Source organism: Sedimentibacter sp. (genome assembly GCF_033447055.1).
Classification (GTDB): Bacteria; Bacillota; Clostridia; order Tissierellales; family Sedimentibacteraceae; genus Sedimentibacter.
The window spans coordinates 1-13074 of the sequence record NZ_JAWQJF010000117.1; the positions used below are offsets into that span (position 1 = coordinate 1).

Sequence of the window (13074 nt, forward strand, 5' to 3'; positions counted from 1 at the left end):
CACTTCCTAATGCTATCTTTACAAACTCTGCTCTTGTTATTGTTCCATCTGGTCTGAATGTTCCATCAGGATAACCATTGATTGAACCTCTGCCTATTAGATACTCTATGTTGGATTTACCCCAGTGGGATTGGATATCCAACATTTCATTTGCATATACTGTCGTTGTTATCATTATAAATAACAATATAAAAGTTAATATTTTTCTTTTCATTCTTTGTATCCCCTTTTTAATAAATCCATTTATTTCATATATATAATTATATATCGTCAACTTTCTTAAGTCAACTTTATCTACTCGTAAATCAAAAAAAGAGCAGGTATATACCTACTCTAATTTTATTATTAGAACAAACCCGCCAACAAAATAGTAGGTGTTCTTATTATTTCCGTATGGTGGAGGCGGTGGGAGTCGAACCCACGTCCGAAAATATTTCCACAAGACTTTCTCCGAGTGCAGGACATAATTTAAATTTCGCTTCAACTGACGCCTATGTCCAGGCTTCAATCTCTGCTATCTTCGATTGTTCAACTTAAGGTCGAAGCCCCCTTAAGCAGTTCCCTGATTTAGATGATGCCCCAGTTTAACCTACAGGCCGGTTAAGTGGAACAAGCAGCTGCTTACGCAGCGAATGCTAAATTATTATTTTCTTTTGCGTTTATATTTTTTGCCACTTTTAACGTTGTTCAGCGCAACGACTCGCTTATCTTCCTTCTATACCCCCGTCGAAACCATTTACGCCCCCGTAATAGGTTAATCGTCTTGTCTTTGCATTCTGCGCTCTGCATCTTTTTTAGCAAGATCTTGACGTTTGTCATAATTCTTCTTGCCTTTAGCTACAGCCAGATCCATTTTCACAAGACCATTTTTGAGATATAAACTTAACGGTATTAATGAATAGCCTTTTAATGTTGATAATCCAGTCAATTTTCTAATTTCTCTTTTGTTTAACAAAAGTTTTCTAGGCCTTAGCGGGTCAACATTGTAAATGTTACCTTTTTCATAGGGACTGACATGCATATTATAAACATAAGCCTCACCATCTTTTATGTTTACATAACTATCTTTTAGGTTAACTTTTCCCTGCCTTATTGATTTAACTTCTGTTCCCACAAGCACAATACCAGCTTCATATTTATCTTCTATAAAATATTCATGATATGCAACTCTGTTACTTGCAACATTTTTTGTGTTCTCAGCCATACAATCACCTGCCATTAAGTGTAGGATGATTATAACATTAATAATTTGCATTGTCAAATGTCAGATTCTTTATTAAATATGCATTTTTTATTTTTTTATGCACGATTTAACAAATAGACAATCTTTCGTTTTGAGAGTATAATCACAACCCCCGAGGGTATCGCTTAACTCACGATAATATTTTAGGAACGACAGTTGTCGTTCCCTAAGTTCACATCCTACATTTTATAATGTAAACTAATAACCTTAAAGTAACATTAAGTTTTATTTAATCGCTTCAATCAATTCTTTTTCTTCTGCTTTTATTTTTTCTTTATGAAATTCATCAATTAAAACAAAGTCGACTTCTGCTCTCGCTATGCTTACCTTTGACACTCTGATTTTTTCAGGATCACCAATTTTATATACTTTTTTGCTTGCCTGGCCATAAAGTTCTTTCTTTTCACTGTTGAAAATATAGTAATCATCAACCATATTTGATATGTGCACAAGGCCTTCAACTGAATTTTCAAGTTCTACAAAAATTCCAAAACTTGTAACACCAGATATAACTCCATCGTATTCTTCTCCGATTTTATCTGACATATATTCTGCAATTTTAATTTTATCTACATCTCTTTCAATTTCATCTGCGATTCTTTCCATCTTAGATGATTGTTCTGCTACTGCTGCAGTTCTTTCAGACAATCTTTGATAATCATTTTCTGATAATCTTCCGTTAAGCTGTCCCTTTATAATTCTGTGTATCTGCAAATCAGGATATCTTCTGATAGGTGATGTAAAATGGCAGTAATATTGAGCTGCTAGCCCAAAGTGCGGAGAACATTCCGGTGAATATATTGCCTTTCTTAAAGAACGAAGCATCATGTTATTAATTAATGTTTCTTCTTTAGTGCCTTTTATTTTAAACAATAACTGTTGAAGTTCTCTTGGATGTACATCATTATTTCCTTTAAGTGTATATCCTAAGTTGTGTATTAATTGACTAAATTCATACATTTTTTCTTCATCAGGATCTTCATGGATTCTGTATACAAATGGCATATTGAGCCAATAGTAATGTTCTGCAACTGTTTCATTGCACGCAAGCATAAATTCCTCAATTATTTTATTTGAAACTCGTCTTTCATACTTAGTTACATCAATGGCTTTACCAGATGCATCTGTTATAATTTTTGTTTCAGGGAATTCAAAATCTATTGCTCCCCTCACTTCTCTCTTTTTCCTTAATATCAAGCTAAGTTCTTCCATTAATCTAAACATTGGAACAACTTCTTTGTATTTTTCCATTAAATTTTCATCATTATTTTCCAGTATGTCTGATACATCTGTATAAGTCATTCTGTAATGATTTCTTATGATACTTTCGAATATTTTATAATCTACAACTTTTCCTTCAGCGTTAATTATCATTTCAACAGAAAGGGTAAGTTTATCCTCATTGGGATTTAAACTGCATACGCCGTTTGATAATTCTTTTGGCAACATCGGTATAACTCTGTCGCTTATGTAAATGCTTGTTGCTCTTTTTAAAGCTTCTTTATCCAATTTTCTGTCTTCTTTAACGTAATGAGTTACATCTGCAATATGTACACCTAGTTTATACTCATTATCACTTACTTTTTCAACGTAGACTGCATCATCTAAATCCTTTGCATCTTCTCCGTCTATGGTGATTATAGGGAGATGTCTTAAATCTGCACGCCTTTGAATTTCTTTCTCATGGATGCCTTCATCTGATACTTTTATCGCTTCTTTTATTACATCTTCAGAAAATGACTGTCTTACTTTTTTAGCCAATAAAACAGCTTCTATGTGAGTCTTTGTATCCTCTATATCACCAATTATATCAACTATCTTGCCTTCCGGATTTTTTCTTTTATCCGGCCATTCAGTAATTTTTACATTAACTTTGTTGTTTGTTTGAGCATTGTGAAATTCTTCTTTAGGAATGAATATATCAAAAGCTATTTTTTTATCATCAGGCACCACAAATCCAAAGTGACTGCTTTTTTGAAATGTACCTATCACATATTCGTTAGCTCTTTCAATTATTCTTATAACTTTTCCTTCTGGGCTTTTAACTTCTTCTGATACAGCCATAGGTCTTACAATTACTCTGTCTCCATGCATTGCACCGTTCATGTCAACAGGTGAAATGAATATATCCTTAATATCCTTGTCATCCGGTCTTAAGAATGCATAGCCCTTCTGATGTCCATCTAATGTTCCTATGACCAAATTCATTTTTTCAGGAATACCATATCTTTCAGTTCTTGTAAATATAATCTTACCTTCATTTTCAAGTTCATTCAATGCTTTTAGAAGTTCTTTCTTCATGCTTGATTCAATTTTAAATTCATGCATAAGCTCAGTAAATGTTAAAGGCTTATACGCTTCTTCTTTCATAAACGCTAATATTTTTTCTTTAAAGTTCATATTGACTCTCCTATTGAACATCACCTTATATGAATGTCCCGCCTTACTTAATTTATTAAGTTAATTTAATTAAATTTCAGGCGGGTTCAAGACCCGCCCTATTATTTGTGTTTTGTGCCGCTTCCCATTTTATTTAATAAATCAATATCATAAGAAACGATATTTGATTTTCTTTGATTTTGCTGTAATTCTGCAAACTCTATGATTTTTGTAATAAGATCTTTGAATGATATATTCATTCCTTCCCACAAATAAAATGCAATGGAACCTGGAATTGTATTAATTTCATTCACATAAATATTATTGCCATCATATAAGAAATCTATTCTTGCATTTCCGCAACAATCTACTGCTTTAAACGATTCCTTTGCATAATTCTTGATACTGTTTGTAATTTCTTCTGGCAAATCTGCAGGAATTCTTCTTTTAGGTTCCGAAGAATCTTTCTTTTTATTTACATATTTATCTTCATATGTAAGAAATTCTTTCCAACCAACCGGTTCTTCACAAAGTGATGCAACAAGGTTATTTTCATATCCCATAACTGCACAATTTATTTCTCTCACATCTTCCAGGCATTTTTCCACAATTATTTTTCTGTCATAATTCATGGCAACTTCTATGGAAACTAAAAGTTCATCATAATTTTTAGCCTTGCTGATACCAACGCTAGAACCTAAATTTGCAGGCTTAACAATAAGCGGATATCCAATTTTTTCAACATTTCCGAGTATTTCATCTTTATTCGCCTCAAACTCGCTTCTATAAAACCATGCGTAATCCACTACAGGCAAATTGTTGCTCTGAAATACTTGTTTCATAACAACTTTATCCATTCCCACTGCTGAACTTAAAACTGACCCGAATGCACATGGCACCCCATTCATTTGAAACATTCCATGAAGGGCACCATCCTCAACATTAGTACCATGCACTGCCGGGAATACAACGTCCACAGCTACTGTATCATACTTCTTACCGAAGAATCCTTGTTTAATTTCCGGATGAGGATATAGCATAAGTTTCCCATCTCTGAATCCCGGCAAAACTTCATATGCTCCTTCAAACTGTTTTGCTTTATAGTTATTGATGTCATGGAGGCTATTTCCAATATACCACTTTCCATCTTTTTGTATGTAAATTATCCTGGGTTCATAAATGCTTTTGTCAATGTTGTCAAGAACCTGCAATCCTGTAATTATTGATACTTCATGCTCCACAGATTTTCCGCCAATAATAATACCAATAGATTTTTTCATATATCCTCCATATTTATTTTTCATTGTATGTGTCAGGCAAATCATTTTCAAAAAGTACTACATCATTTACTTTTGTCAATGTCTTTAATATTTCGCTTGCTTCATCTAATGAATTAACCACATACAAATTATTTTCATTAAATTCAAGCTTTTTCATTCCTCTGTATATTGGAAGAGTTCTATTTTTACCTACTAATATTGCAACATCACATACTTTCGCAATATTTTCTCCAAATTTTTCATTCTCTTTTTCTTCTATTTCACCCAATTCTACCATACCGGGTGTAACTATTATTTTTCTTTTATCTATAAAAGAATCTAGAACATCCAGAGCAGCTTTAGCACCGTCGGGATTAGAATTGAATGCATCATCAATGACAATCACACCTGTTCCAGGGTCAATAAGCTGCAATCTGTGTTCAACACTTTCTATTTTTGAAATTCCTCTTGAAATTTCCTCCAAAGAAAGCCCTAAAGCTTTAGCTGCCGCTGCTCCTGCAAGAATATTTAATATGTTGTGTTCTCCTAAAAGCTTTGTTTCACAGTCAATTGTTCCTAAACCGCTTATACTTAAAGAGAATGTTGAACCTTTGCTGTTAACGTTGATATTAGTTGCAAAGACATCAGTATCTTCAATATTTTCTATGCCATACAATATTTTTTCCTTGAATGTTTTGTCGGCCAATTTTTTGACATATTCATTGTCATAATTAAAAATTGCAACACCATCAACTGGCAATTTTTCAATAAGTTCGTACTTTGTTCTCATTATATTATCAAGTGATTTGAAAGTTTCCAAGTGACATGGTCCTATAGATGTAATTATTCCTATTTTTGGATTTGTGAGAACTGCAACTTCTTCTATATCGCCTATATGTGTAGCTCCTAGTTCAGCAATAAAAACATCGTATTTCTCTGTCAATTTATTGTTTATTATTTTGCTGATGCCCATCGGTGTATTGTAGCTTTCCGGAGTATTCAAAACATTATATTTTTCATTTAAAATAGTGGCAGTTAAAAACTTTGTACTTGTTTTTCCATAACTGCCTGTAATGCCAACAGAAGTTAAGTTCTTCATACTTTTAATCTTATTCGAAGCAGTTTCATAGAATTTATTATTAATTTTTTTTTCTATTGGCCTTGCGATATAAGCGGCTCCTGCAATATAATATACGGAAAAATAGTAAGTAACAGACAATATACCGGCCCACAATGGAAAGTATTTAGCAACATCCCCTAAAATTATATTAATTATAAATAACACAATTGCAAAATCAAGTAACACCATTAAAAGTGAAATAAAATACAACCTCTTAGCCCTTGCTGTAAATACAAGTGCCTTTTTTGATTCATGTTTTGATTTAGTTCCTAAAATTAAAAATAGTGATGTAAATACAGAACTAGCCATTGCGTAAGGATATAAATTTTGATTTTTACTACTCGTTGCCGCAAATACAAAAAAAACTGTATTTATTATAGAAATTATTGTATAAATTTTATCTTTTCTTGTATAAACCTTATCTTTGTGACTTCCAATCCATTCTATGTACTTATTGACACTATACCCTTCAATTTGAATCATGTGAAGAAAATATTTCATCTTGTATATACATAACATAAACCAACATACTGCAAATAATAAAATTATCGACTGCATTTTCTCACTCCTAAATTATGAAATCATTTTTTAAAAAATAATTAACCACTGCCTTAAACTGTTCATAGCAATCAATGTATGAATAATGTCCTGCTCCTTTAAAAATAACCAATCCGCTGTCACTTATTCTTTCTTCCATCATTTTACCCATATAAAGAGGTGTATCCTGGTCGTTTTCTCCCCATAATAACAATGTAGGAACTTTAATTTTTGGCAGCAAATCTATTAAATTGTCATTGATTACCTTTACCATAGTTTGACGCATAATTCCCTGTGATTCTATATAATCAACAGAACCAAATTTTTTATAAAATTTTTCTAAATTTTGTTGTTTTGTATTACACCTTGCAAAATTTATGTATATTTTTTTTAAAAATTTAAATGAATATATTTTTAAATAATATCCGATGCTCCTTTTAGGTATAATACCTGCACTATCGATAAGTATAAGCTTCTTTACAACATCATACTTACTTGATAATATTATGGAAATTCTTCCACCATGTGAATGTCCAAATAATATTATACTCTTTAATCCAATTTTTTCAATAAATTTTATAACACATTGTGCGTAATCATACGAATTCCAATATTCCGCAAGTGTATCACTTTCACCAAATCCTGGCAAATCCATCGCTATAACCCTAAATTTATCTTTTAATATATTAAAAATAGGCATCATTGTCTGAATACTGCCTCCCCAGCCATGAAGAAGTAACACAGCACTGCCAGTACCCTCATCTATGTAGTTTATGTTAAGTCCGTCAACTTCAATATGCATAACTATGTAATCCTTTCACTTGATTAAGAGTAAAATATAAAAATTTATAATAAATAGCGGTGGTGAAAATTTAAGCAAAAGAATAAAATCTGATTTAATAATAAATACTGTATTCTTAATAATTAATTGACCTATTGATACATTATATGTTAATTTTCAAAAATAATTATACCATACCAGTCGATATAACTGCAAGAAAAAAAGACCTCTCAATAAAAGAAGTCTTGAATACATGTTATTTTAAAAAAGTTTAAGCAATACTCCACCGTATTGTGCCAACATTGGTCCAAATACAAGTGAAACAACTGTCATAAGTTTAATTAATATATTTATAGAAGGTCCTGAAGTATCTTTGAATGGGTCACCAACTGTATCTCCAACAACTGCTGCTTTGTGAGCTGCACTTCCTTTTCCTCCATGTGTACCTGATTCAATGTATTTCTTAGCATTATCCCAAGCACCGCCAGCATTTGACATCATAATTGCCATAAGAACACCTGATACCAATGCACCAGCCTGAAGTCCTCCAAGAGCTTCTGTACCAAGCAGGAATCCTACCAATAATGGAACTACAACTGCTAACAGACCTGGTATAATCATTTCTCTTAAAGCTGCTGCTGTAGAAATATCAACGCATCTTCTGTAATCTGGTTTATCTTTTCCTTCCATGATTCCAGGCATTTCTCTGAACTGTCTTCTTACTTCTTCAATCATTGAGAATGCCGCTTTACCAACTGCACTCATTGTAATAGCAGAGAATAAGAACGGAAGCATACCACCTATGAATAAACCGGCAATTACTGTTGGTTCTGTTAAACTGATTGATGTTATTCCAACTGCTTGAGTATACGATGCAAAGAGTGCCAAAGCCGTTAATGCTGCTGATCCGATTGCAAATCCTTTACCGATTGCCGCTGTAGTATTTCCAACTGAGTCAAGTTTATCAGTAATTTCTCTTACTCCATGAGGTAATTCGTACATTTCTGCAATACCGCCTGCATTATCTGCAATTGGTCCATAAGCATCAACTGCAACTGTCATACCAGTTGTAGAAAGCATACCTACTGCTGCAAGAGCTATACCGTACAAACCTTTCACTGTGTTTAAACCTTCAGGAGTATAACCTGCGATATAGTATGCACCAATTATACCAACTGCCAAAACAACTATTGGATAACCAGTTGATCTCATACCAACTGACAAACCACTGATTATTGTAGTAGCTGCTCCTGTTTCTGATTGGTTAGCAATTTCCTGTACATATTTATAGTCACCCGAAGTATAAACTTCAGTAATTTTTGCTATAATTAAACCAACAGCCAGACCAAAAACAATTGATCCGAAAGGCTGCAAACTTCCAAGAATAGACTGGCTCAAGAAGAACGCTGCAACTACAACTACCAACGAACTCATATATGTACCCATGTTTAAAGCTTTTTGAGGATTAGATCCTTCTTTTCCTCTTACAAACATTGTTCCTATTATAGAAGCCAAAATACCTACTGCGCAAATCAACATCGGGAACATAACTCCAATGCCGCCTTCGTAAGCAATAACTCCCAATGTAATTGATGACACTATAGCACCAACATATGATTCAAACAAGTCTGCTCCCATACCAGCAACGTCACCAACATTGTCACCAACATTATCTGCTATAACTGCAGGGTTTCTTGGGTCATCTTCTGGTATTCCTGCTTCAACTTTTCCTACAAGGTCAGCTCCAACGTCAGCTGCTTTTGTATAAATACCGCCGCCAACACGCGCAAACAATGCTACTGAAGAAGCTCCAAGACTGAAACCTGTTATAATACTTGCATCTTTAAAAATTAACCAAAATACTCCTGTTCCCAAAAGACCAAGGCCAACAACTACCATGCCCATTACTGAACCACCTGAGAATGCTACATCCAAAGCCTTGTTCATTCCTGATTCTTTTGCAGCATTAGCTGTTCTTACATTAGCCTTTGTAGCAACTGTCATTCCAAAATATCCTGCCATAATAGAAAAACCTGATCCTACGGCATATGCCAAAGCAGTTGTCCAACCAATTCCAAAGCCTAGAATGACGAACAAAATAATTGCAAAAAGTCCAACTGATTTGTATTCTCTTGCAAGGAATGCCATTGCTCCTTCATGAATAAATGAAGATATTTCTTTCATCCTTTCCGTACCAGGATCAACCTTGCTGATGACTGATGCTTTGTAAAAAGCAAAAAGCAATGCCAAAACCCCAACTATAGGGGCTATTATTAAAGTACCCATTTGTTAATTTCCTCCATTGTTAAATAATTTGATTTAATGACATAAGCTTGATTATATCGGTTGCTTATGTACATAAAAAATAAACGACGCAAATAAAAATTTCGTGTCGGTCACCTATACACATTGAAAATATATTCCAAAACGATTATGAATACAGAATAACCACAATTATATTATTTCCAAAAAATTACAAATTATTACTGAATAGCTAATAGAATTAATGAAGCAACTACGAAAACAACTGCAGAAACGGCTGTTGCCTTTTCAAGCTTGCCTTCATAACTCCTGCCTTTATTCCTACCCCAAATGGATTCGGCTCCTCCGGCAATTTCACCAGACATTCCGGCTGATTTACCTGATTGCAACAAAATACTGGCAATAAGAAACAAACTTGCAATTATCAAAAATATTCTTACAACTACTTCCACTATACACACCTCCTGTAACTTCTTCTGAATAACATTAGAATTATAACATTAAAAAATTTTTAAAGCAATAAAAATTTTAACAATTGCAAAACGGTTGCAGAATTATATCAAAACAACGGGACAACAATTGTTATCCCATTGTTCGTATACGTTCTGAATAGTTCGTCTATCGTTTTATGTTGTAAAATACTTCCATTCCGTCATATTGAGCAGCATCACCTAAATTATCTTCTAATCTTAGAAGCTGATTATACTTTGCAACACGGTCTATTCTTGATGGAGCACCTGTTTTAATTTGTCCCGCATTAACTGCAATTACCAGATCTGCAATAGTAGCATCGTCAGTTTCTCCTGAACGATGAGACACAACTGCAGTATATCCTGCTCTTTTTGCCATTTCAATTGCATCCAATGTTTCAGTTATTGTTCCAATTTGATTCAATTTTATTAAAACTGAATTTGTTACTTTTAATTCAATGCCTTTTTTAATTCTTTCAGTATTAGTAACAAATAAATCATCTCCAACAAGCTGAATTTTGTCTCCAAGCTTTTCAGTAAGTATTTTCCAGCCTTCCCAATCATCTTCATTCATTCCGTCTTCAATTGATATAATAGGATATTTATTTACTAAATCAACATAAAAATCAACCATTTCAGACTGAGTGAACTTCCTGCCTTCACCTTCAAGAGTGTATATCTTTGTTTCTGGATTGTACAAATCAGTTGCAGCCACGTCAATAGCGAGCATAACATCTTTGCCCGGAACGTAGCCTGCTTTTTCTATTGCTTCTACTATTGTAGCCAATGCTTCTTCGTTTGATGATAAGTTTGGTGCAAATCCACCCTCATCTCCAACAGAAGTATTTAACCCCTTACCTTTAAGTACGCCTTTTAAGCTGTGGAATATTTCAGCACCCATGCGCAATGCTTCTTTAAAGCAACATGCTCCAACAGGCATCACCATAAATTCCTGTATATCAACATTGTTATCGGCATGTTGTCCGCCATTTAATATGTTCATCATTGGAACCGGAAGAGTTTTTGCATTAACTCCACCGAGATACTGATAAAGTGCTAATCCCAGCGTATCTGCTGCTGCTTTGGCACAAGCTATTGATACCCCTAGAATTGCATTAGCTCCCAATTTTCCCTTATTAGGAGTACCGTCAAGTTCTATTAACATTTTATCTATTAAAACTTGATCGATAGCATCTCTTCCTATTAATTCAGGAGCAATAATATTGTTTACATTATCAACAGCAGTTGATACACCTTTACCAAGATATCTTGATTTATCACCATCTCTTAACTCAACTGCTTCAAATGCTCCGGTAGAAGCTCCTGAAGGCACTCCCGCTCTTCCATATCCGCCGCTTTCTGTCCATACTTCAACTTCAATTGTTGGATTTGCTCTTGAATCTAATATTTCTCTTGCATATACATCTGATATTATCGTCATTATAAGCCTCCGCATTATTATTTTTTATTTATTATTATTATTTATTATGTTCAATCAAGCTTTGTCCTGTCATTTCAACAGGTTTTTCAATACCCATAAGTTCGAGCATGGTTGGTGCAATATCTGCTAAAATACCTTCATGAAGCTTTAATTTTTTTGTGTTGTTAACTACTATAAAAGGAACTTTATTTGTGGAATGTGCCGTAATTTTCAAAAGTGTTGTAGTATCAAGCATCTCTTCACAATTACCATGATCTGCCGTGACTAATGCAATACCGTCTGTCCTTATTATATAATTCACAATTTCTCCAAGGCATTTATCTACAGCTTCGACAGCCTTGATAGCTGCATCTATATCTCCAGTATGCCCCACCATATCAGGATTTGCAAAGTTAATTATCATAACTTGATAAATGTCTTTATCTAACTCTTCCATAATCATGTTTTTAAGCTCAAAAGCACTCATTTCCGGCTTTATATCGTAAGTAGCAACATCAGGAGAAGGTACTAATATTCTTACTTCATGTTTAAAAGGCTCTTCTATTTCTCCATTGAAAAAATATGTAACATGCGCATATTTTTCAGTTTCAGCAGCTCTTAGCTGTTTTATACCTTTGCTACTTAAATATTCTCCAAGAGTGTTTTTAACAAAGTGCGGCGCATAAGCAACATCAACATTTTCTATAGTTTTATCATATTGAGTCATGCAAACAAACTTTACATTTATTTTTTTTCTTTCGAAGTTATTGAAATCTTCATCAACAAAAGCTCTTGTAATTTCTCTTGCCCTGTCTGGTCTGAAATTGAAAAATATAACTGCATCATTGTCTTTAATCGTTGCTATCTCACCAGTTTCTTTTTCAATAAGCAACGGTTTTATAAACTCATCAGTAACGCCATCTAAATAAGAATGTTTCACAGCCTCAAGAGGATCAGAAAATTTTTCACCTTTTCCGTTTACCAATGCATTATATGCCAATTCAACTCTGTCCCATTGCTTGTTTCTGTCCATTGCATAATATCTTCCCATGATTGAAGCAATGTGACCGACGCCGATAGTTTTAATTTTTTTCTTTAATTCTTTTATGTAATTTGGACTACTTGTAGGACTTACATCACGTCCATCAGTTATGCAATGAATTTCCACGTTATTTAATCCACTTTTTTTAGCAAGTTCAATTAAACTGTACAAATGAGTGTTGTGGCTGTGCACTCCCCCATCTGACAAAAGTCCGATTAAATGCAAAGTTGAATTATTCTGTTTAACATAACCAATAGCGTTATTAAGTGCTTCATTGGTTTCAAATTCTCTATCTTCAATTGATTTAGTTATTCTGGTGAAATCCTGATATACAATCCTGCCTGCTCCAATATTTAAATGTCCAACTTCAGAATTTCCCATCTGCCCTTTAGGAAGTCCTACATCATAACCGCTGGCTGACAAAACGGTATTTGGATACTTTCTCATTAACAAGTCGAAATTAAGTGTTTTTGCTCTTTTAATAGCATTCCCTTCATAATCCTTGCCCATTCCCCAACCATCAAGAATGATTAATGCTGTTACTTTATTCATACGACCTTC

The 13074-nt window shown here is 33.7% G+C and carries 10 protein-coding genes and 1 other RNA gene; all 11 read right to left on the reverse strand.

What is annotated here, in order from left to right:
* A partial coding sequence (locus tag SA378_RS08010; protein WP_318525465.1) for an S-layer homology domain-containing protein occupies positions 1 to 214 on the reverse strand: 214 nt, incomplete at its 3' end.
* 180 nt (positions 215 to 394) lie between these two features.
* Positions 395 to 746, reverse strand: a transfer-messenger RNA (tmRNA) gene (ssrA, locus tag SA378_RS08015).
* Between the two features lie 8 nt (positions 747 to 754).
* Entirely contained in the window at positions 755 to 1204 is a 450-nt protein-coding gene (gene smpB / locus SA378_RS08020) for an SsrA-binding protein SmpB (RefSeq protein WP_318525466.1), read from the reverse strand.
* A gap of 264 nt (positions 1205 to 1468) precedes the next feature.
* Entirely contained in the window at positions 1469 to 3643 is a 2175-nt protein-coding gene (rnr, locus tag SA378_RS08025) for a ribonuclease R (RefSeq protein ID WP_318525467.1), read from the reverse strand.
* Positions 3644 to 3744: 101 nt separating this feature from the next.
* A complete protein-coding gene (locus tag SA378_RS08030) occupies positions 3745 to 4902 on the reverse strand; it encodes a D-alanine--D-alanine ligase family protein (RefSeq protein WP_318525468.1) in 1158 nt (385 codons plus the stop codon).
* A 13-nt stretch (positions 4903 to 4915) separates the two neighbouring features.
* A complete protein-coding gene (locus tag SA378_RS08035; protein ID WP_318525469.1) occupies positions 4916 to 6559 on the reverse strand; it encodes a Mur ligase family protein in 1644 nt (547 codons plus the stop codon).
* Between the two features lie 10 nt (positions 6560 to 6569).
* The gene (locus SA378_RS08040; RefSeq protein WP_318525470.1) at positions 6570 to 7340 is read right to left on the reverse strand and encodes an alpha/beta hydrolase; all 771 of its coding nucleotides are present in this window, start codon (positions 7338 to 7340) and stop codon (positions 6570 to 6572) included.
* A 240-nt stretch (positions 7341 to 7580) separates the two neighbouring features.
* Complete coding sequence (locus tag SA378_RS08045) at positions 7581 to 9605, reverse strand: sodium-translocating pyrophosphatase (RefSeq protein ID WP_318525471.1); 2025 nt, start codon at positions 9603 to 9605, stop codon at positions 7581 to 7583.
* Between the two features lie 197 nt (positions 9606 to 9802).
* A complete protein-coding gene (gene secG / locus SA378_RS08050; RefSeq protein WP_412178684.1) occupies positions 9803 to 10033 on the reverse strand; it encodes a preprotein translocase subunit SecG in 231 nt (76 codons plus the stop codon).
* Positions 10034 to 10199: 166 nt separating this feature from the next.
* Positions 10200 to 11492, reverse strand: coding sequence for a phosphopyruvate hydratase (gene eno / locus SA378_RS08055; protein ID WP_318525472.1), 1293 nt, complete (start codon positions 11490 to 11492; stop codon positions 10200 to 10202).
* A 37-nt stretch (positions 11493 to 11529) separates the two neighbouring features.
* Entirely contained in the window at positions 11530 to 13065 is a 1536-nt protein-coding gene (gene gpmI / locus SA378_RS08060) for a 2,3-bisphosphoglycerate-independent phosphoglycerate mutase (protein WP_318525473.1), read from the reverse strand.
* Positions 13066 to 13074 lie beyond the last annotated feature (9 nt).

What these genes read in the sequence shown, in the direction of transcription:
- smpB (WP_318525466.1), bottom strand. Translation starts at nt 1,204, where the DNA reads ATGGCTGAGAACACAAAAAATGTTGCAAGTAACAGAGTTGCATATCAT.
- rnr (WP_318525467.1), bottom strand. Translation starts at nt 3,643, where the DNA reads ATGAACTTTAAAGAAAAAATATTAGCGTTTATGAAAGAAGAAGCGTAT.
- SA378_RS08030 (WP_318525468.1), bottom strand. Translation starts at nt 4,902, where the DNA reads ATGAAAAAATCTATTGGTATTATTATTGGCGGAAAATCTGTGGAGCAT.
- SA378_RS08035 (WP_318525469.1), bottom strand. Translation starts at nt 6,559, where the DNA reads ATGCAGTCGATAATTTTATTATTTGCAGTATGTTGGTTTATGTTATGT.
- SA378_RS08040 (WP_318525470.1), bottom strand. Translation starts at nt 7,340, where the DNA reads ATGCATATTGAAGTTGACGGACTTAACATAAACTACATAGATGAGGGT.
- SA378_RS08045 (WP_318525471.1), bottom strand. Translation starts at nt 9,605, where the DNA reads ATGGGTACTTTAATAATAGCCCCTATAGTTGGGGTTTTGGCATTGCTT.
- eno (WP_318525472.1), bottom strand. Translation starts at nt 11,492, where the DNA reads ATGACGATAATATCAGATGTATATGCAAGAGAAATATTAGATTCAAGA.
- gpmI (WP_318525473.1), bottom strand. Translation starts at nt 13,065, where the DNA reads ATGAATAAAGTAACAGCATTAATCATTCTTGATGGTTGGGGAATGGGC.